Origin of the sequence: Paenarthrobacter sp. UW852 (assembly GCF_024608385.1) — a bacterium.
Taxonomy (GTDB): domain Bacteria; phylum Actinomycetota; class Actinomycetes; order Actinomycetales; family Micrococcaceae; genus Arthrobacter.
In genome coordinates, this window is record NZ_JAMSGY010000012.1 from 36,260 (window position 1) to 55,216 (window position 18,957).

Here is an 18,957-nt window from a genome sequence, read left to right on the forward strand (position 1 = left end):
CCAACGAAGGACCCCTAAACGACGAATGGCTCCGCGGGTGCGGAGCCATCCGTCGTTTAAGCTCTAGGCCTGCTGCGCCTGAACCCGCTCGATGTCCGGTTCGAGGTAGATGACCCGAGCGATCGGAACGGCCGCGCGGATCCGCTGCTCGGCGTCGTCGATGCCCTTGGCGATCTCCTGGCCAGTCTCGGAGGCACCCATGGAAATCTTGGCGGCCACCAGCAACTCCTCCGGCCCCAGGTGCATGGTCTTGAGGTGGATGATGTGGGTTCCGCCCGCCTCCAGGGCTTCGGTGATCCGCTGCACGTCCTCCTTGGTTGCAGACTCGCCCAAAAGAAGGGACTTGGTCTCCATGGCCAGCACGATGGCGATGGCTACCAGCAGCAAACCAATCATGGCTGTGCCGAAGGCGTCCCAGATACCGTCACCGGTAACCAGGGTCATGCTGACGCCAAAGAGGGCGAACACCAAACCGAGCAGGGCGCCGAAGTCCTCCAGGAGGATCACAGGCAGTTCAGGCTGTTTGGCGTTTCGGACGAACTTCACCCAGGTCTGCTTGCCGCGGATGTGGTTCGACTCGATGATGGCGGTCCGGAAGGAGAACCCCTCGGCGATGATGGCACCTACGAGGACGGCCAGCGGAACCCACCAGAAGTCGCCTTCGATGCCGTGCGGGTGCTGGAACTTCTCAAAGGCCTCGTAGAGGGCAAACAGGCCACCGACACTGAAGAGAACGATCGAGACGATGAAGGCGTAGATGTACCGCTCACGTCCGTAGCCGAACGGGTGTTCCGGGCTCGCAGCACGTTTGGCACGCTTGCCGCCCACCAGGAGCAGGAGCTGGTTGCCGGAGTCGGCAACGGAGTGTATTGCCTCCGCGAGCATTGACGATGACGCCGTCAGGAAGAACGCAATGAACTTCAATACAGCGATAGTCAGATTGGCGGCGAGAGCCGCCACGATCGCTTTGGTACCGCCACCTGCAGCCACGAAAGCTTCACCTCTTCGGGTTCGGGAAATGTTTGGAAAGGGTCAAGAAGAATCGTCATTGCCTGCCCCTGCAAGCATTACCGTACCCGGCGACAGGCTAATTATGCATTCCCCACCCTGACGCCCTGCTGGGAGCGTGCGCTGGCGTAAAGGCAGACGGTGGCCGCCGTACCAAGATTGAGGCTCTCCGCGGCCCCATAGACGGGCACAGCGACGCGATGATCAGCAAGGGCCAGTTCCGCGTCGGACAAGCCCTGGGCTTCGTTCCCGAACAACCACGCCGTCGGCCCCTCAAGGGCATACTCGGACGCTACGGTATCGTTGCCGAGCCTCCGCGCCGCGTTTTCGTCCTGGAGTTTATCCAGGTTGACGGTCCCATAGCCGTCCGCGGCCAGGACACCGATGCCCAACTCGCGGCACCGTGCGACCAGCTCCTCAACGTCCACCCCCAGGACCACGGGCAGATGGAACAACGAACCTGCGGTGGAACGCACTGCTTTGGGATTGTAGATGTCCACACTGGATTCGGTCAGGACCACGGCGTCCGCGCCGGCAGCATCAGCGGCACGCAGGACCGTACCGGCATTTCCGGGGTCACGTACCTGGCACATCACGGCAATGAGGCGGGGACCGGCGTCGAGAACTGACTCCAGGCTGACGTCGAGAAAACTGCAGACGGCCACAATCCCCTGCGGGTTGACGGTGTCCGCCATCGCTGCCAGGACTTCATCACTGGCGAGCCGGAGCTGGGTGCCCTGTGCGAGGTCGGCAAGTTCGGGAAGCCGCTCCAGGCACGCTTCACTGGCGAAAACTTCATGCACGACGGCGGCGCCACCTGCCGCTGTCCGGTCACGGTGCAGGCTTAGCGCCTCCCGTACGGCCTGCGGCCCCTCAGCCAGGAAGCGCCCGCGCTTTAAACGCGCCGGGCGCCCGGCAAGCTTGGCGACATCCCTCACCCGATCAGCTCGGGGGTTGGTCATCGAAAAGTCTTGCGGGCGCCCGGTTTCGTTCATATAAGAACTTTAGTGGCTGTTGCGACTAGTTCTTGATCTGCTGGCGGGCTTCGCCGCCGGCCGGCTCAAAGCCAGCAGCCTTTGCAGCCTCAACCGTGGAGAACCAGTATTCGGCAGCAGTGGTGTTGTACCAGGTGGAACCCGGCACGTGGTACTTCTTGGACTCGGCGTTGCCCTTGATGGCGTAGCCTTCCGGAGCTTCGTCGCCATCAGCAGCAACTGCGCCGTCGATGGCCGGCTTCTCGGAGACAACAGCCTTGACAGCCGTGGCCGTAGCGGCAGCCGGAGCAACCTTTGCAGCCTTGGGGGCAGCTTCGGCCTTTGCAGCCGGAGCAGACGTGTCAGCCGGCAGGGCAGCCTTGGCAACGTTCACCAGTGCAGCGAAAGCGTTGGCGTCGGAAACGGCCAGTTCGGCCAGCATGCGGCGGTCAACCTCAACCTCAGCGGCCTTCAGGCCCTGGATCAGACGGTTGTAGGTGAGGCCGTTGGCGCGGGATGCAGCGTTGATGCGCTGGATCCAGAGGCGACGGAAGTCACCCTTCTTCTTGCGGCGGTCACCGTAGCTGTACACAAACGAGTGCAGCAGCTGCTCTTTTGCCTTACGGTACAAGCGCGAACGCTGACCGCGGTAACCCTTGGCGCGTTCGAGGACAACCCGGCGCTTCTTGTGGGCGTTTACCGCCCGCTTCACACGTGCCACGTGCGTACTCCTTCAGAAATCTTTATCCCAAGCTGCTACTGCCGGAAGTCCGGCGGGCCTGAGAAGGCTTTTGGTGTAGTCGGTTCCTGCCGGTTGGCGGGACCCAGAGAACTTGGAACTTAGACGCCGAGCATCTTCTTGATGACCTTGGCATCGCCCTTGAAGACAATCTTGTCGCCGGCAAGGCGACGGGTCAACGTGGAGGACTTGTGCTCCAGGTAGTGGCGGCGGTTGGCCTGCTGACGCTTCAGCTTGCCGGTACCGGTCAGCTTGAAGCGCTTCTTAGCACCGCTGTGGGTCTTCATCTTCGGCATGGGAACCGATCTCCTTACGTATCCACGGACGAGTCCGCGATTCTTTCGCGCAGCCGGCCTACAGGGGCCAGCGTGCTGGTTGCTTGCCGATGGAGGACAGGCCTCCGCGGCGTTGAACTAGTTGGTCTTGCGTGCAGCAGGCTTCGGCGTGGCCTTGGGGGCCGCTGGCCGAGCTGCCGGCTTGGGAGCTGCCGGCTTGGCGACAGGCTTCGGAGCCGCAGGAACTGCCGGCTTCGGAGCTGCTGCGGGTACTGCGGGCTTCGGAGCAGGTGCCGATTCTGTCTTGGCCGATTCCGTCTTGGCCGGTGCTGCCTTGGCTGCCGGGGCCTTCTCGGCCACAGCTTCCTTGGCTGCCGGAGCCTTTTCGGCCACGGCTTCCTTGGCTGCCGGCGCGGGAGCTTCCTGGGCTACGGGAGCTTCCTCAACAACGGGAGCTTCTTCAACAACCGCGGGCTCGCTGGCTGCCGCGGCTTCTTCAGCTACGGGAGCCTCGACCTCGGGAGCTTCAACAGTTTCCTGCGTGGGCTCTGCTTCGCTTACCTGGAAGCCCTCGGGCAGAAGGTCAGCCAGGCTCTGCGTGAGCGGCGCCTGCTCCCCCGTGGTGTCCACGCGGCCTGCAGCCTTGGCCTCGTTCTGGGCCTTGGCTTCTGCACGCTGCGTAGCCCGGCGGGCTTCAGCCTTGGCTTCTGCCTTGTTCTTCAGCGGTCCGATCACCATGACCATGTTGCGGCCATCGATGCGCGGGCTGGACTCAATGATGCCAACCTCGGCAACATCTTCCGCGAAGCGCTGCAGCAGGCGGATACCCATTTCGGGACGCTGCTGCTCACGGCCACGGAACTGGATCATGGCCTTGACCTTGTCGCCAGCGCCGAGGAAGCGAAGTGCGTGTCCGCGCTTGGTCTCGTAGTCGTGCTTGTCGATCTTGAGCCGGAAGCGGATTTCCTTCAGAACCGTGTTGGTCTGGTTCTTGCGCGCTTCACGTGCCTTGACGGCGGCCTCGTACTTGTACTTGCCGAAGTCCATCAGCTTGCAAACAGGGGGCTTGGCCTGCGGCGCAACTTCAACGAGATCGAGATCGGATTCGGCAGCAAGACGCAGGGCGTCCTCAATGCGGACAATTCCTACCTGTTCGCCGGCAGGGCCGACCAACCGCACCTCGGGGACGCGGATACGCTCATTGATTCTTGGCTCGCTAATGTTAAAGCTCCTGTGGTTGTGGTGATGTCACCGGCAAATAGAGAAGGCCCCCAATTGCTGGCGCAATCGAAGGCCTCGAAGATCGGGGGCACTCCCCTAAGGGAAGTACACACTTCAGGGTTCACACCCTCAAAGTGTCCGACCAGGTACCCGGCAACCTCTTGTCCTTTTACGGAATCCTGTCCCCTGGGGGAAACGGCTGACGCGGGTGGGAGAGATCTCCGCTTGCTAACTGAAAGACAATTCTACAGAAACATCCCGCCAAGCGCACATTGCGGGCGGCGGGATCGTTTGACTGCAAATAACGACTTCCAGTCGGTCTGTGACAAGCTTACCAGTATGAGCACTGAAGACAGCAATTCCCGCAACTCCTTTGGCGAAGACGCCGCCCCGGCCGCTGACGCCGGCGTCTCCCAGCAGATCCGCGACATCGCGGAAGTACCTGCCGTGGAGGTCATCACCACCGGCGCCGTCCACCTGATGAGTGCGGCGGCCGTAAAAGTCGGCCTCGCCGACGACCCCAATGCCGAGGACCTCAAGGACCTGGATGAGGCCCGCAAGCTGATCACGGCCCTCGCCGGACTGGTATCCGCCGCCGCCCCGGAAATCGGCTCCCAGCACGCAGGACCCTTGCGCGACGGCCTTCGCTCGCTGCAACTGGCCTTCCGAGAGGCTTCACTTATCCCCGACGCCCCGGGCAAGGGCCCGGGCGAGAAGTTCACCGGACCGGTGAACTAGCCCCAACAGCCTCAAGAACCGACGACGGCGACCCCACCACATCCGGTGGGGTCGCCGTCGTCGTTTGAAATCCTTATACGCGGGCGGATCTCCGACGCATCGACATCAGGGCCAGGCCGGCAAGGCACAGGACGACTCCCGCAGCACCGATGGCCGCGAAACCGGCCGACGGGCCGACGTTATCGATGAAGATGCCTGCCAGCGGCGCGCCGAGGGCAACACCGGCGGTAAGCGCAGAACCGTACCAGCCCATGGCCTCGCCACGGCGTTCCTCATCCACGAGGTCGGCCACCTTCTCCGACGATGCCGACAACACAGGAGCGCAGAGCAGTCCCGGAAGAATCGACAGGAAGGCGAGGGTCCACGTGTCGTGGGCGAAACCCATCGGAATGGTCAACGCGGCCATGCCCAACAGCAACAGCATCGGCGAAATCTGCCGCTTCATGGACCCGTAGATGAGCCCACCAACAACGGACGCTGCGCACCAGAAGAAGAACACGATGCCGATCTGGTTCTGGTGGCCACCCCTTTCCAGCAGGCCCACGATGCTCACATCCGAACCGCTAAGGACCATGCCCGATCCGGCCGCCACCGCAAAGAGCGCTGCAACCGAAACCGTAAACCAGCTGAAGTTCCGCGCCACCTTGCTGCGGATCGCCGCCGTACGGGACGTGGCGGGCGCCATCTCCGAGGCAGCCTCCTGGACGTGGGCCGGAGCCGACGCCACCATGGCAGCCTCGGCGGCTGCCAGGTCTGCTGCAGCCCGGTCGGCAGTCTCTTTCGGCGTACAGGCGACATCGCTGCGTGTTGGCGGGTTGAACCACATGAGGAAAAGCCCCGCGACCGAAACCGAGATGCCCACGGCGGTCAGGCCCACCGCCGAAAATCCGGCCGTGGCCACGACGGCGCCAACGGCCGGGCCGATCATGAAGACCAGTTCCGTCGCGATGGAATCCAAGGCAAAGGCCGAACGGCGCTGCTCACCGTCCACCATGACACCCAACGACTGGCGGACCACGCTGAAAATGGGCAGCGTGAAGAGGCCACCAACAAAAACCAAAGGCAGCAGCCACTCATAGGACACGTGCGGAACGATCGTCCAGATGACCGTTTCGGAAACAACGGAAGGAATCAGAGCCCGCCGCAGACCCACGGTATCCACCCGGCGACCACGCCAGGGTGCACCCACGGCAATGCCGATCGTCATGACAGCGGCAGCAGCACCCGCCGCGGCATATCCCTGCCCCAGGGTCAGGACAATGTGCAACGTCAGGAGCACGCCGGCCGCCGAATGCGGGATACGGGCAATCATGCCCACCACCAACAGGCGCCGGACAGGGCGGATGGACAGCATCTCTTTGTAGAGAGCGAAATTCACTGGCAAATCCTCTTGTTCCCCCGGGGCAGCCCGGAGGGACCGGTACTGCCGTTAGTGCCGCCCAGGCTCCTGTGCTGCACGCTGCAATTTCACTTCAATGGAGTCAACACTTTCGGCAAAGGTTTCCATCCGCGCCCACGCTTCATGCAAGCCACCAACAAGCGCCTGGACATCCGCGGCACCGAGTCCGTCCTCGAGGTAGAGCACCACCTGGAGTTCCGGGCCAGGACCTCCGCCGGCAACCGTGCTGCCATCCGCCGTCAGCGTGGACACACCGCCGCCGGGCCGTGTCTCAAGTCGGCGCACGGCCGGAAATTCCAGGGCCGCTGAAGCGAGAGCAGACTCCAGTTGATCATCAAGGTATGACGGCGTCCAGTCCCGCTGCTGGGCCAAAGCCCACATAGCCGGCCGCCGCACAACGAACGTGTACTCGGAACCGGGATCCAGCACCAACAGTTGGGCATCTTCCGAAACTGCGGACAGGGCCGCCCGCGCCGCATAGACAGCCACCGGACGGGCTTCAGAATGCCACGCCTCCAAAGCCGCCGCAGACGTGAAGACGGGCATCGCTGTTCTACCATCAGGGGCCTTGAGTGTGATCAATGCCATATCGGCCTGCTTGTCCGCATGCAGGCCGTCGACGCCGTCCGCCTCCTCGGCGAGTTGCGCGACAACCGGGACAAAGACCCTGGCAGTGGCAAGAGCATCCACGACGCCGGCCTCAGTCCCGGTACCGGCGATGAGTGCAGCGATGGCCGCGGTGTAGCCGGGATCAGCCGTACCGTCGTCGTCCTCGAAGTTGTGGATCCTGGCGTCGTCCCCGCTGAGGCTCCGACCAGCCCACGGGCGTCCCGCCGAATCAGTTGCTCCCCCGGCACCCTTCAAAGCGGCGGCGATGTGTCCTGGGAGCTGACGCCCTCCGTGGCCTTGTTCTTCGTGCTGGTGTCCAGCTTCGTGCGGCATTAGCGTCGACCGGCGACGTCCAGGGCCTCAGGCAACGTAAAGGCACCGGCATACAGGGCTTTGCCCACGATTGCGCCTTCGACGCCCAGCGGCACGAGTTCCCGCAGGACCCGGAGATCTTCGAGGCTTGAGATGCCGCCCGAGGCCACCACAGGCTTGCCCGTCTTCTCGACCATCTGGCGCAGCAACTCCACATTGGGACCCTGCAGCGTTCCGTCCTTGGTGACATCGGTGACCACGTAACGGGCGCACCCGGCGTCCTCGAGGCGTGCAAGGACCTCCCAGAGGTCGCCGCCTTCCTTGGTCCAGCCACGACCAGCCAGGGTGGTGCCGCGGACATCAAGTCCGACGGCGATTTGGTCGCCGAAGCGCTCAATGGCCCGACGGGTCCAGTCCGGGTTCTCCAGCGCGGCGGTGCCGAGGTTTACCCGTGCCACGCCCAGTTCCAGCGCCCGCTCCAACGACTCGTCATCCCGCAGGCCGCCGGACAACTCCACTTTGACGTTGAGCTGCGAGACGACCTCACTGATGAGCGCGGCGTTGTTCCCCCGGCCGAAGGCTGCGTCCAGGTCCACCATGTGCACCCACTCGGCGCCTGCGTCCTGCCAGTTCAAGGCAGCTTCGAGCGGTGTTCCATAGCTGGTTTCCGAACCCGCTTCACCCTGTAGGAGGCGAACCGCCTGGCCATCGACGATATCGACGGCGGGAAGGAGTTCCAGAACGGACTGGGTGGAGGTGGTCATGAGTGTCCTTGAAATCGTGGGGGCGCGGATTAGTTACCGGGCAGCGTCAGGAGGTAGGCGGCCAGCAGGGACATCCCTGCCAGCACGTAGAAAGAAACTGAAACCCAAGTGGGCTTCTTTTGCTGATGGAAGGAAATTCCGCCCCCCACCAGCACGCCGGCGAGGCCCATGAGGACAACCGACCACATCTAGGCGGCACCGCTTTCAGGGGTTTCCGCTGTTGACGCAGGCCTGCGCAGGCCATCCACCCAGTTGCGGAGGAGCCGGGCTCCGGCGTCACCGGACTTTTCGGGGTGGAATTGGGTAGCGCAGAGGGGCCCGTTCTCCACGGCGGCGATGAAGCGCGCGCCGTGCTCGGACCACGTCACCATGGGAGGCGCCATGCGAGGCTGGACGACGTCGAAGTTCCATTCCTGGACGCCGTAGGAGTGCACGAAGTAGAAGCGCTCCTGCTCGACTCCGGCGAAGAGCTTGGAGCCCTCCGGGACGTCCACGGTGTTCCACCCCATGTGCGGCACAACGGCTGCGGGGAGCAACTCCACCTTGCCGGGCCATTCGGCCATGCCTTCGGACTCCGTACCGTGTTCGACACCTGCCTCGAAGAGGACCTGCAGTCCAACGCAGATAGCGAGCACGGGCCTGCCGCCAGCCACCCGGCGGCCGATCATGCGGATGGCGTCGACGGCCTTGAGTTCCTTCATGACAGTCTCGTAAGCACCGACGCCGGGAACAACCAGGCCGTCGGCGTTGAGAACGTCCTCGGGCTTGGCACTCAACAACACGTGGGCACCGGCACGTTCCAGCGCGCGGACCGCCGAACGGACGTTGCCGGAGCCGTAGTCCAGCACCGTTACGGTGGGCTTGCCTTCCGGTGAGGACGGCTTGATGACGGCCACGGTATCGGTAACCGCACCGTCCTTGAGGACCTGGCTGCTCATAGCGCTCCCTTTGTTGAGGGGATTCCCTCGACCCTCGGGTCTGATTCAACTGCGGCACGAAGGGCCCGTGCGAACGCCTTGAACTGGGCTTCCACGATGTGGTGCGGGTCGCGCCCCGCGAGCACCCGCATGTGCAGGCAGATACCCGCGTGCAGGGTAATGGCTTCAAAAACGTGACGGGTCAGCGAGCCCGTGAAGTGTCCGCCAATGAGGTGGTATTCCTGGCCCGCAGGCTCACCGCCATGCACCAGGTAGGGCCGTCCCGAAACATCAACCACCGCGTGGGCGAGGGCTTCGTCCAAGGGAACGGTTGCCTCACCGAAGCGACGGATCCCGGCCTTGTTGCCCAGTGCTGTCCGGAGGACCTCGCCGAAGGTGATTGCCACATCCTCCACGGTGTGGTGGGCGTCGATGTGGGTATCACCCGTGGCCTTGACGGTCATGTCAATCAGCGAGTGCTTGCACAGGGCCGTCAGCATGTGGTCGTAGAAGGGAACCGAGGTGCTGATGTCCGAGACACCGGATCCGTCCAGGTTGATCTCCACCAGGACGGAAGATTCGCTGGTGGTGCGCTCCATGCGCGCGGTGCGGGCAGCGGACGGCGTGGCGCCGGTTTCGCTCATTGGGACGTCCTTATACACGGAGGATTGGTTGGGTCTATTGACAAGTTTAGGCGGGCTGTGAAGCTTGGCCGTCCAAAAGGGCTTCCAGTGCGACCAGGAAGGCCGTGGTTTCCGGTTCGGTACCGGCTGTGACCCGCAAGTGGCCCGGGATCCCGACGTCGCGGATCAGCACTCCTGCATCGAGCAACCCCTGCCATACGGCGTGCGGGTCCTCCAGACCGCCGAAGAAAACATAATTGGAGTCCGATGCGGCAGGCTTGAGCCCCATCCGCAGCAACTCTGTGACAATGCGGTCGCGCTGGACTTTGATGTCCTCGACATCGGCCATCAGCGCTTCCCTGTGGCTCAGCGCAGCGAGGGCGGTTGCCTGGGTAATCGCCGAGAGGTGGTACGGAAGCCGGACCAGCCTGATCGCGTCCGTAACCTCCGGGGCAGCGGCCATGTAACCCAGCCGGGCGCCGGCCAAGGCAAAAGCCTTGCTCATGGTGCGCGAGACGATCAGCCGTTCCCGTCCTGGCAGCAGAGTCAGGGCGCTGGGCGTGTTGTCGTGCGCAAACTCGTGGTAGGCCTCGTCAACGATTACGATCGCCTGGCTCGCTTCGCCGGCTTCGTAGACCGCCTCAACGACGTCCAGCTCGAGCCCCGTCCCGGTGGGGTTGTTGGGAGAACACAGGAAAACGATGTTGGCGCCGGTCTCCCGGACCTGGTCAGCGGCCGATTGCGCGTCCAGTCCGTAGTCGTCGGCCCGGACTCCCCGGACATATTCCGTGTCCGTGCCGCTGGCGAGAAGCGGGTACATGGAATACGTGGGAGGAAAACCCAACGCCTTGCGACCAGGACCACCAAATGCCTGGAGTATCTGCTGGAGGACCTCGTTCGATCCATTGGCCGCCCAGATGTTGTCACGGGAAAGACCATGACCCAAGTACTCGGCCAGCGATTCGCGGAGCTCAGTGAACTCGCGGTCGGGGTAGCGGTTCAAACCAGTGGCAGCAGCGGCGACAGCCTCCGTAATGGCGGCCTGCACATCGGCCGGGACGCCATGGGTGTTCTCGTTGACGTTCAGCAAAATGGGGACATCAAGCTGCGGTGCGCCGTAGGGGCTCAGTCCACGCAGGTTGGTCCGGAGGGGAAGTCGGTCAAGTCGCTCAAGCTGCTCACTCACCCAGTCAGTTTAAGGGGCCGCTGCGACCGCCAACTAACTGTGACGCCGGGCCACTCCCGTTTCGCACAGGGTCCGGCACTTAGTTGGCGGGCACGAAGAGCTGCTGACCGGGCTGGATGCGGCCGCCACGAAGGTCATTGAGCTGGATGATTTCCGTGATGACATCCCTGGGATCCCGCTCAGGAGCTGCCGCGCCTGCAATACCCCACAGGGACTGGCCCGGCTGGACAGTGACTGTAACGGCGACTGGTGGTCGAAGCTGAGATTGCGAGTCGGAGGCCTTTGCGGGTGCGGTGATGAAACCGGCAAGGCTCAGCAGCGCAGCCACCAGCAACATAGCGGGGATGCCGAAGAACACAATCCGCCCCCGACGGGTCAGGCGCAGGCGAGCGGGAGCCTGGGTGGTGCGGAAATCAGCGAACGTAGTGATTGCGGACATGAGCTGAGCCCTTCTGAGCTATTGCCAATGAGCCGGATGCCCGGCGCCTGGCTGCCAATTCTTGGTGTTCTCCTGTGCCGGCCCTTGCTTGTTCGAACACTTTCTTCGAACATCGGGGCTAAGCGTCAGGTTTATAGAACACATATTCGAACCTTGCTATGACATTTTTAGCACTTATCAACGAACGCTGTCGAGACTCGCTAGAACAAATGTTTGATAAACGCCGGTGGCTGCCCTACGTTTGAGTGAAGAAACAGCACTGTTTCAGTGGAACAGGAGGGTCTGACATTTTTGCGGGCCCGACATCCCCGGACACACACCGGGGACGGAACGGAAAGGCATTGGCGAACATGGCAGCGAAAGCCACGGGCGGCGCGGTACCCCTGCGGAGCCAACAGCCTCAAAAGAGCCCCAAGAGCCTGACCGTCCGTCAGAAGAAGATCCTGGAGACCATCCAGAGGTCCGTGAATGACAACGGATACCCGCCCAGCATGCGTGAGATCGGTGACACTGTCGGCCTTGCCAGCCTCTCCAGCGTCACCCACCAGCTGTCCCAATTGGAAAAGCTCGGGTACCTCCGCCGCGATCCGAAGCGTCCCCGGGCCATGGAAGTCCTGATGCCCTTGACCCTGGACGGCGGTCCTATCCCCGGCGTCGAAGCACCCACGGCGCTTCGCAGCACGGGCGGACTCGCTGTGACGGAACTGGCCAGCGCCAGCGATACAGCGATGGTTCCGCTGGTGGGCCGCATCGCCGCCGGTGGTCCCATCCTGGCCGACCAGACCGTGGAGGACGTACTCCCCCTCCCGCGGCAACTCGTAGGGCATGGCGAGCTGTTCATGCTCAAGGTCGCCGGAGATTCCATGATTGACGCGGCCATCTGCGACGGGGACTGGGTAGTGGTGCGACGCCAGAACGACGCCATCAACGGAGACATCGTCGCCGCACTCCTGGACGACGAAGCAACCGTGAAAACCTTCCGGCAGCGCGACGGACATACGTGGCTGCTCCCCCAGAACACCCAGTACGAGCCCATCCTTGGCGACCAAGCCACCATCATGGGCAAAGTCGTCTCTGTGCTGCGCTCCCTCTAGCCCTCACTCGGGTCCTGAGGAGCCCCTAGGAGGCCTTTGCCGACCCCAGCCGCTCCAGGACACCTCGGACTACTTTGCGGTCGGTTGTGGCCCAGAATGGCGGCAGGGCAGCCCGAAGGAACCCGCCGTAGCGTTCTGTGGAGAGTCTGGAGTCCAGTACGGCCACCACACCCTTGTCACCGGTTGATCGGATCAGGCGTCCAGCTCCCTGGGCCAACCGGATGGCCGCGTGGGTGGCCGACACGGCCATGAATCCGTTTCCGCCGGACTGCGCGACCGCCCGTGAACGGGCGGTCATCAGGGGGTCGTCCGGACGTGGGAAGGGAATTCGGTCTATGACCACCAGTCGGCAGGAGCCGCCAGGAACGTCCACCCCCTGCCACAGGGACATGGTGCCGAACAGGCAGGTGTCCGGCTCGTCCGCGAACTGCTTGACCAGCGCAGCCATGGTGGACTCACCCTGGCAAAGGATGTCGACGTCAAGGCGGAGCCGCATGGCATCGGCCGCCTCCTCGGCCGCCCGCCGTGAGGAGAACAGGCAGAGCGCTCCCCCACCCGAGGCCCTGATCAGGTCTTCCAACTCGTCAAGGGCTTCCGGCGATGTACCCCGACCAGGCTTGGGCAGGTGCTTGGCCACATAGAGCACACCCTGCTTGGGGTAGTCGAAAGGCGACCCCACATCGATGCCCGTCCAGCTCGGGGCGCCGTCACCGATCAGGCCCAAGCCACCGGCTGCCGGTTCAAAAGCCGCGCCTATGGCCAGCGTGGCGGAGGTGAGGACCACCGTGTGGCCGGCAAAAAGGCCTTCACGCAAACGGCCTGCGACGCTCAGCGGCGCAATGTTAATGAGGGCGGGTGCTGTTTCATCAGGCTGAGAGTAGCCCTGCTGGGGGTCGAAGTTGCTGTTTCGCGAGAACCACACCACTTCCCTGTTCTCCTTGGCGGCGAGCAGGCGTTCGCACAATTCCAGGATGAGCATGAGCCGTGAGCGCGCCAGTTGCCGACCGCCGTCGACCGCGTTTGAAGAGTCCGTCTTCGAATCCGAGAGGGCCGCGCGTGTGGCGTCCCGCAACTGGTCAAGGCAGTCGAGCTGTTCGTCGTTAAGACCGTTGGGCAACAAGCCGTTGGGCACGCCTGCGATGGCCATATCCAACCGGTCGGCCGCAGCGTTGAGGGCATCCACCGTGATGGCCGTGTGCTTGCGCGCACTGGACGCTGCGGCATGGACCATGGCGACGGACAGCTGGCCGGATACGGCTCCGGTGACTCGGTCCTGCAGTTCGTGGGCTTCGTCAACGACCACGACGTCGTACTCGGGGAGCACGGCCAATCCCTCAAAGGCACTCACGGCCAGCATCGCGTGATTGGTGACGACGACATCGGCCTCAGCCGCGCGGGACCGCGCGAGTTCGCTGAAGCATTCCTCAGCCAACGGGCATTTCTGCGCGCCGAGACACTCCATGGACGTGACCGAAACCTGCCGCCACGCACGGTCGGTGACTCCGGGCATGAGTTCGTCGCGATCACCGGTGGATGTCTTCTCGGCCCACTCGCGAAGCCGGACCACTTCCTTGCCGAGCTGCGACTGCGGCCCGCCCATGGAGGCAGCGAAGTGCGGAACACTGGTGTCCTCACCCAGGGAGAACAGTTGCCCTTCGGAGGGCTCCTCGCTGGGGAAGCCGCCCTCGAGTTTCTGCCGGCAGACATAGTTTGCCCGGCCCTTCACCAATGCCACGTTGACGGGGCGTTCAAGGGCGGGATTAATGCTCTCCAACAGCCGCGGAAGGTCGCGGCCGACAATCTGGGTCTGCAGTGCCAAGGTGGCGGTGGACACGAGAGTTGGTTTATTGCTGTCCATCGAATGTGCGATCAACGGAATCAGGTACGCCAACGACTTACCTGTTCCGGTCCCCGCCTGGACCAGCAGATGCTCCCCGGTCTCGATTGCCCGGGCAACGTGTTTGGCCATCTCGTGCTGACCGGCACGGCTTTGTCCGCCCATGCCGGCAACAGCCCGGTCCAACAATTCGAGGGTGGCCTGTTCGCCCACCGACTCGACGGCGTCCGCCGCCACCTTCTCAACCATTGCTGACGAATGACTCCAGTTCGGCTGCCAGTCCTTCGCGGACCATGACAACCACGCGCGTCCCGGATTCCTCGTGGTCAAGGCTCAGGATTTCCGAGTCGGAGCTGTGCAGCTTGCTGATCATGTCTCCGCGGTCGTAGGGAATCAACAGCTCAAGGCGTACCCCCGGCCGTGGAATGGACCGGCTGATATCCTCCAGCAGTTCCGCGATGCCCTGGCCCGTGCGCGTTGAAACCACCGCATGGCGGGGCTCCTTTTGCTTCAGTCGCTCAACGACGAAGGGATCGGCGACATCGACCTTGTTCAGGACAATGATTTCCGGGACCTTCCGGGCATCGACTTCCGTGAACACGGACCGCACTGCGGCGATCTGTCCCTCGGGATCCGGGTGCGAAGCGTCGACGACATGCAGGATCAAGTCCGCATCCGCCACTTCCTCCAGCGTGGACCTGAAGGCTTCGATCAGCTGGGTGGGCAGCGAACGGACAAACCCCACGGTATCGGCAAGGGTGTATCCGATGCCGTCCGGGGTCTGGGCCTTGCGGACTGTGGGATCCAAGGTGGCGAACAAAGCGTTCTCCACCAGGACACCGGCGTCGGTCAGTCGGTTCAGCAGCGAGGACTTGCCTGCGTTGGTGTACCCGGCAATAGCGACGGACGGAACGGCATTACGACGGCGGTTGGCACGTTTGGTCTCGCGCGCCGGCTTCATCGCGGCGATTTCACGCCGCAGCTTGGCCATGCGCGTGCGGATTCGACGGCGGTCCAGTTCGATCTTGGTTTCACCAGGACCACGTGAACCCATGCCTGCTCCGGCACCACCCACCTGGCCACCTGCCTGGCGGGACATGGAATCGCCCCAACCACGAAGACGCGGGAGGAGGTATTCGAGCTGGGCCAACTCAACCTGGGCCTTGCCTTCGCGGCTCTTGGCGTGCTGGGCGAAGATGTCCAGGATCAGTGTGGTGCGGTCCACCACCTTGACCTTGACGATGTCTTCGAGTCCGCGTCGCTGCGAGGGTGCCAGTTCGGTGTCGACCACCACGGTGTCGGCACCCGTGGCTGCCACGATGTCCTTCAGCTCCTGGGCCTTACCTGATCCCAGGAATGTCCCGGGGTCCGGCTTGGTACGGCGCTGGACCAAACCATCCAGAACCTCCGAGCCGGCGGTCTCGGCCAAAGCAGCCAGCTCGCGCAGCGAATTCTCTGCGTCTGCGAGCGTTCCCTCGGTCCACAGGCCGGCAAGGACGACGCGCTCAAGGCGCAACTGCCGGTATTCGACCTCGGTGACGTCTTCGAGTTCCGTGGAAAGCCCGGCCGTGCGACGCAGGGCCCGGCGTTCAGCCAGATCTTCCTGGTCGCCGTCGTAAATGCTGTGTTCCTGGTCCAGCGTCGAGATCGCCTGCGCCTTGCCGAACACGCTGTTGGCATCGTTGTCGTTGGATGCCTGCGCAGGTACATCCTTGGAAAGAATCCGGTCGATGACGGCCTGGATTTGTTCAGGACTCATGTCCTGGGCGTCGGAATCGGATCCGGAGTGCTTCTGGGTGGTCATGGTCTCCTTAGACTGTTCGGCTATTCCAGAATAGTGCTGTTTGCTGTTTGATGGGGCGCTATTCGCGCTGGGCTGACGGGCTTGGGCCAAAGGGGCCTCCTGTGGGCTGTGCGGCCGTGCCTCCAGGGCAGGGAAGGCCGCTGCGATTCAAACGAAATAGGGTTCGCGCGGAGGTCCGGGGCAACCAAGGAAATTTACATCCGTTCTTCCTGCCAACCGTCGTCAACGGTTACGCCAGGGCACTGGATGGTGTGATCTTCTTCAGTGTCAGTCAGCTACGCCATGCAGTGGCTGACTTTGCCAGGTGGGACCTGCCGGGCGGAAAGGCCGTGCGTTTGGCTCGGGGCCAAGCGGGCCTGCATCGCGGGCGGTGCCGGGTTTCGGCAGACTACTCAAAGATCAAGAACATGACTTCCACTTTAGCAGCCACTGTCAATCCATCAGCGGGATGGGGCAGTTTCCCATGTCGCCGTCGGCCCACTAATCTGGCAAATTATGGAGTCTGCACACTATTTCACTGCCCAGCCAGCTGGACCCTTCACCCGCAAACCACTCACGGTGGAGCTCGCCGGCGCTACCCGCCACCTGCAGACCTCCTCGGGTATCTTCAGCCCCGACGGTGTGGACAAGGGCACGGCGATCCTCTTCTCGGAAGTTCCGCCCCCGGCACCGCAGGGCAACCTGCTGGATGTCGGTTGCGGATGGGGTCCCATAGCCTTGACCCTCGGATTGAAGGCTCCCCATGCACGGGTTTACGCCGTGGACGTCAATGAGCGATGCGTGACGCTGACCAACGAGAATGCTGCGGCGCTTGGCCTGGACAACGTGAAGGCCAGCCTGCCAGACCAAGTGGATCCCGACCTGGAGTTCGACACGATTTGGTCGAACCCGCCCATCCGGATCGGCAAGGCGGAACTTCACACGCTGCTCTTGACGTGGCTCCCGCGCCTGGCACCGGGTGGCAACGCCTGGTTGGTGGTCCAGAAAAACCTGGGGTCGGACTCGCTCCAACGCTGGCTTGCCGATGAACTGGACAGCACCTTCACGGTGTCCCGCGAAAGCACGTCCAAGTCCTTCAGGATCATCAGGGTCAGGAAAGCGTCCCAGTAGCTACGATCACGGCGGGACCGCTGAGCTCAACGTGCTCACGGCCGCCGGCACCCGGGAAGAACTTCACACCCACGACGCCGCCCGGTACCTTGACGTGCCAGTCGTTCGGGGCCGTGCTGCCGGCCCAGTGACGGATCGCCACCGCTGCGGCGCAGGCGCCCGTGCCGCATGACTGCGTCTCCCCCACGCCACGTTCGTGGACACGCATGGTGATGGTTCCCACACCGTCTTCAACCAGCGGTTCGGCGGGAACGACGAATTCGACGTTGGTTCCGTTGGCAGGTTTGGGATCCACGACAGGAGGCTTGAACAGCTGGGTCGCCGTCAGCTCGCTGAGCTCCGCCAGTGCGACCACCGTGTGGGGGTTTCCCATACTGACTGAGAGGCCCGGCCGGGCGACTTCGAGGCCGTCCGCGCTGACCAGGGCATCCATGGCTTTGCTGGTGGCTTCCTTGGGGAAAATGAATTCCCAAGGCCCCATGTCCACGGCATAACCCGTGGCGGTGCGCACGATCTTCTTGACGCCGCCACGGGTGCCAATGGTCAAAGTCTCGCCCGGGCCCAGTTCCACCAGCTTTTCGGCTATGAGGAAATGGACGAAGACCCGAACGCCGTTGCCGCACATCTCCGACAGGGAACCGTCACCGTTGCGGTAGTCCATGAACCACTCGGCGGCAGGGTCCTGTTCAAGCAGGGCGCGGCCTTCGGGAAGGAACCTCGAGGGCACCGCACGGATCAGGCCATCTCCCCCAACGCCGAGGTGCCGGTCGCATAGCTGGGCGACCTGCTCCGGGGTGATCTCGTGGGCGTCGCCTGGGTCCGCAATAAGGACGAAGTCGTTACCTGTTCCGTGGCCCTTGGAAAACGCCAGCCCGGACAGGCTGGCAGCGGTTACGGAAGCGCCGGCAGCAGCGGGCTGCTCGGCGGAAAGGGAAGCGGTTTCGTCCATGGCACTAGGCTACCTGCCACGGCTCACCGGTCCGAAATTCGTCAGGCCGCAGCTGCTGCCTTGGCCACTAGCTCGGGGTCTTGCCAGTCGAACCACGTGATCCGCGGATCCGCCCGGAACCACGTCAACTGACGCCGGGCGAACTGCCGCGTAGCAACGATGGTCTCCTCAGCGGCAGCGGGGACGTCAGCCTCGCCGTCGAGCACTTTGAGGAATTGGGCGTATCCCAAGGCCCGGGAGGCAGTCTTGCCGTTCCTCAAACCGGCGGCATCGAGGCGCTCCACTTCTTCCTGCAGTCCGGCTGCAACCATCCGATGCACCCTTTGGGCGAGCCGTTCCCGGAGGACCTCACGGTCCACCGACAGGCCAATTTGTACAGCGGGCTGGAAATACTCACGCTGAGGCATGAAGGAGCTGAAAGGACGGCCCGTTATCCGGTGGACCTCAAGTGCCCGGATCACGCGGCGGGCATCCCCTAACCGCGCTGCAGACACGGGATCGACTTCTTCCAGCCTGGTCCGCAGCGGCGCCAACCCTCGTGCTTCGCACTCCTGCTCGAGTTCCTTCCGAACCGATGGATCGGTCCCCGGGAATTCCAGTACGTCCAGCGCCGCCCGGACGTAGAGCCCGGAACCTCCCACGAGGATGGCACGCTTGCCACGGGAATGGATCTCCTGGATGGCGGCGCGACACTCCGCCTGGAAGTCCGCGACACTGGCCTCCTCGGTGACATCCATGGTGTCAAGAAGGTGATGGGGAACGCCTTTGCGTTCTTCCACGGTGATCTTGGCCGTGCCTATGTCCATGCCACGATAGAACTGCAGGGCATCTGCGTTGATCACTTCACCGCCCAAGGCCAACGCAAGATTGACCCCGAGATCCGATTTGCCGGAGCCGGTGGGGCCAACGACGGCGATGACGGGAGGCTGCGGTTCAGGGCCGGAGGTGGACACGTCGCG

The 18,957-nt window shown here is 63.4% G+C and carries 20 protein-coding genes; 3 read left to right on the plus strand and 17 right to left on the minus strand.

Annotated elements, in window-relative coordinates; all coding sequences use genetic code 11:
- Nucleotides 1-63: 63 nt before the first annotated feature.
- The 5 genes from NEK97_RS17895 to infC all read right to left on the minus strand — a co-directional run bounded on the left by NEK97_RS17895 (nt 64) and on the right by infC (nt 4,175).
- On the minus strand, nt 64-990 hold the full coding sequence (locus NEK97_RS17895) for a cation diffusion facilitator family transporter (RefSeq protein ID WP_235521851.1): 927 nt from the start codon (nt 988-990) through the stop codon (nt 64-66).
- Nucleotides 991-1,091: 101 nt separating this feature from the next.
- The gene (locus NEK97_RS17900) at nt 1,092-2,003 is read right to left on the minus strand and encodes an RNA methyltransferase (protein WP_257371092.1); all 912 of its coding nucleotides are present in this window, start codon (nt 2,001-2,003) and stop codon (nt 1,092-1,094) included.
- A gap of 25 nt (nt 2,004-2,028) precedes the next feature.
- Nucleotides 2,029-2,703 (minus strand): 50S ribosomal protein L20, encoded by a 675-nt coding sequence (rplT, locus tag NEK97_RS19925; RefSeq protein WP_026547339.1) that lies wholly within the window; start codon nt 2,701-2,703, stop codon nt 2,029-2,031.
- Between the two features lie 119 nt (nt 2,704-2,822).
- Nucleotides 2,823-3,017 carry a 50S ribosomal protein L35 gene (gene rpmI / locus NEK97_RS17910; protein ID WP_059387794.1) on the minus strand — a complete coding sequence of 65 codons (195 nt, stop codon included), beginning with the start codon at nt 3,015-3,017 and terminating at the stop codon, nt 2,823-2,825.
- A 117-nt stretch (nt 3,018-3,134) separates the two neighbouring features.
- Nucleotides 3,135-4,175: a translation initiation factor IF-3 gene (infC, locus tag NEK97_RS17915; RefSeq protein ID WP_374111547.1), complete on the minus strand. Its 1,041-nt coding sequence runs from the start codon at nt 4,173-4,175 to the stop codon at nt 3,135-3,137.
- Between the two features lie 381 nt (nt 4,176-4,556).
- On the opposite strand from infC, the gene NEK97_RS17920 reads away from it, so the two are divergent.
- Complete coding sequence (locus NEK97_RS17920) at nt 4,557-4,955, plus strand: DUF1844 domain-containing protein (protein WP_257371094.1); 399 nt, start codon at nt 4,557-4,559, stop codon at nt 4,953-4,955.
- Nucleotides 4,956-5,028: 73 nt separating this feature from the next.
- Here the strand turns inward: NEK97_RS17920 and NEK97_RS17925 are convergent, their stop codons facing one another.
- The 8 genes from NEK97_RS17925 to NEK97_RS17960 all read right to left on the minus strand — a co-directional run bounded on the left by NEK97_RS17925 (nt 5,029) and on the right by NEK97_RS17960 (nt 11,204).
- On the minus strand, nt 5,029-6,333 hold the full coding sequence (locus NEK97_RS17925; protein ID WP_257371095.1) for an MFS transporter: 1,305 nt from the start codon (nt 6,331-6,333) through the stop codon (nt 5,029-5,031).
- 51 nt (nt 6,334-6,384) lie between these two features.
- A complete protein-coding gene (locus NEK97_RS17930) occupies nt 6,385-7,296 on the minus strand; it encodes an SseB family protein (protein WP_257371097.1) in 912 nt (303 codons plus the stop codon).
- The gene (gene priA / locus NEK97_RS17935) at nt 7,296-8,039 is read right to left on the minus strand and encodes a bifunctional 1-(5-phosphoribosyl)-5-((5-phosphoribosylamino)methylideneamino)imidazole-4-carboxamide isomerase/phosphoribosylanthranilate isomerase PriA (protein WP_235521845.1); all 744 of its coding nucleotides are present in this window, start codon (nt 8,037-8,039) and stop codon (nt 7,296-7,298) included. Before priA ends, NEK97_RS17930 begins: the two co-directional genes overlap by 1 nt.
- Before the next feature lie 29 nt (nt 8,040-8,068).
- Nucleotides 8,069-8,227, minus strand: a complete 159-nt coding sequence (locus tag NEK97_RS17940; RefSeq protein WP_235521844.1) for a hypothetical protein — start codon at nt 8,225-8,227, stop codon at nt 8,069-8,071.
- Complete coding sequence (gene hisH, locus NEK97_RS17945) at nt 8,228-8,977, minus strand: imidazole glycerol phosphate synthase subunit HisH (RefSeq protein WP_257371098.1); 750 nt, start codon at nt 8,975-8,977, stop codon at nt 8,228-8,230.
- The gene (gene hisB, locus NEK97_RS17950; RefSeq protein ID WP_235521842.1) at nt 8,974-9,600 is read right to left on the minus strand and encodes an imidazoleglycerol-phosphate dehydratase HisB; all 627 of its coding nucleotides are present in this window, start codon (nt 9,598-9,600) and stop codon (nt 8,974-8,976) included. The genes hisH and hisB overlap by 4 nt, the downstream gene beginning before the upstream one ends.
- Before the next feature lie 46 nt (nt 9,601-9,646).
- Nucleotides 9,647-10,765, minus strand: a complete 1,119-nt coding sequence (locus NEK97_RS17955; RefSeq protein ID WP_257371099.1) for a histidinol-phosphate transaminase — start codon at nt 10,763-10,765, stop codon at nt 9,647-9,649.
- Between the two features lie 79 nt (nt 10,766-10,844).
- Complete coding sequence (locus tag NEK97_RS17960; RefSeq protein ID WP_257371100.1) at nt 10,845-11,204, minus strand: LysM peptidoglycan-binding domain-containing protein; 360 nt, start codon at nt 11,202-11,204, stop codon at nt 10,845-10,847.
- 350 nt (nt 11,205-11,554) lie between these two features.
- On the opposite strand from NEK97_RS17960, the gene lexA reads away from it, so the two are divergent.
- Nucleotides 11,555-12,298, plus strand: a complete 744-nt coding sequence (gene lexA, locus NEK97_RS17965; RefSeq protein WP_257371102.1) for a transcriptional repressor LexA — start codon at nt 11,555-11,557, stop codon at nt 12,296-12,298.
- 25 nt (nt 12,299-12,323) lie between these two features.
- Here the strand turns inward: lexA and NEK97_RS17970 are convergent, their stop codons facing one another.
- Complete coding sequence (locus tag NEK97_RS17970) at nt 12,324-14,384, minus strand: ATP-dependent DNA helicase (RefSeq protein WP_257371103.1); 2,061 nt, start codon at nt 14,382-14,384, stop codon at nt 12,324-12,326.
- A complete protein-coding gene (gene hflX / locus NEK97_RS17975) occupies nt 14,377-15,939 on the minus strand; it encodes a GTPase HflX (protein ID WP_257371104.1) in 1,563 nt (520 codons plus the stop codon). Before hflX ends, NEK97_RS17970 begins: the two co-directional genes overlap by 8 nt.
- Before the next feature lie 495 nt (nt 15,940-16,434).
- On the opposite strand from hflX, the gene NEK97_RS17980 reads away from it, so the two are divergent.
- Nucleotides 16,435-17,049 carry a class I SAM-dependent methyltransferase gene (locus NEK97_RS17980; RefSeq protein WP_257371105.1) on the plus strand — a complete coding sequence of 205 codons (615 nt, stop codon included), beginning with the start codon at nt 16,435-16,437 and terminating at the stop codon, nt 17,047-17,049.
- Here the strand turns inward: NEK97_RS17980 and dapF are convergent.
- Both dapF and miaA read right to left on the minus strand, forming a co-directional pair.
- Nucleotides 17,030-17,998: a diaminopimelate epimerase gene (gene dapF / locus NEK97_RS17985; RefSeq protein WP_257371106.1), complete on the minus strand. Its 969-nt coding sequence runs from the start codon at nt 17,996-17,998 to the stop codon at nt 17,030-17,032. The genes NEK97_RS17980 and dapF overlap by 20 nt on opposite strands.
- A gap of 41 nt (nt 17,999-18,039) precedes the next feature.
- Nucleotides 18,040-18,951: a tRNA (adenosine(37)-N6)-dimethylallyltransferase MiaA gene (gene miaA / locus NEK97_RS17990; protein ID WP_257371107.1), complete on the minus strand. Its 912-nt coding sequence runs from the start codon at nt 18,949-18,951 to the stop codon at nt 18,040-18,042.
- Nucleotides 18,952-18,957 lie beyond the last annotated feature (6 nt).

What these genes read in the sequence shown, in the direction of transcription:
- NEK97_RS17900 (WP_257371092.1), bottom strand. Translation starts at nt 2,003, where the DNA reads ATGAACGAAACCGGGCGCCCGCAAGACTTTTCGATGACCAACCCCCGA.
- rpmI (WP_059387794.1), bottom strand. Translation starts at nt 3,017, where the DNA reads ATGCCGAAGATGAAGACCCACAGCGGTGCTAAGAAGCGCTTCAAGCTG.
- NEK97_RS17920 (WP_257371094.1), top strand. Translation starts at nt 4,557, where the DNA reads ATGAGCACTGAAGACAGCAATTCCCGCAACTCCTTTGGCGAAGACGCC.
- NEK97_RS17930 (WP_257371097.1), bottom strand. Translation starts at nt 7,296, where the DNA reads ATGCCGCACGAAGCTGGACACCAGCACGAAGAACAAGGCCACGGAGGG.
- priA (WP_235521845.1), bottom strand. Translation starts at nt 8,039, where the DNA reads ATGACCACCTCCACCCAGTCCGTTCTGGAACTCCTTCCCGCCGTCGAT.
- NEK97_RS17940 (WP_235521844.1), bottom strand. Translation starts at nt 8,227, where the DNA reads ATGTGGTCGGTTGTCCTCATGGGCCTCGCCGGCGTGCTGGTGGGGGGC.
- hisH (WP_257371098.1), bottom strand. Translation starts at nt 8,977, where the DNA reads ATGAGCAGCCAGGTCCTCAAGGACGGTGCGGTTACCGATACCGTGGCC.
- hisB (WP_235521842.1), bottom strand. Translation starts at nt 9,600, where the DNA reads ATGAGCGAAACCGGCGCCACGCCGTCCGCTGCCCGCACCGCGCGCATG.
- NEK97_RS17960 (WP_257371100.1), bottom strand. Translation starts at nt 11,204, where the DNA reads ATGTCCGCAATCACTACGTTCGCTGATTTCCGCACCACCCAGGCTCCC.
- lexA (WP_257371102.1), top strand. Translation starts at nt 11,555, where the DNA reads ATGGCAGCGAAAGCCACGGGCGGCGCGGTACCCCTGCGGAGCCAACAG.
- NEK97_RS17970 (WP_257371103.1), bottom strand. Translation starts at nt 14,384, where the DNA reads ATGGTTGAGAAGGTGGCGGCGGACGCCGTCGAGTCGGTGGGCGAACAG.
- hflX (WP_257371104.1), bottom strand. Translation starts at nt 15,939, where the DNA reads ATGACCACCCAGAAGCACTCCGGATCCGATTCCGACGCCCAGGACATG.
- NEK97_RS17980 (WP_257371105.1), top strand. Translation starts at nt 16,435, where the DNA reads ATGGAGTCTGCACACTATTTCACTGCCCAGCCAGCTGGACCCTTCACC.
- dapF (WP_257371106.1), bottom strand. Translation starts at nt 17,998, where the DNA reads ATGGACGAAACCGCTTCCCTTTCCGCCGAGCAGCCCGCTGCTGCCGGC.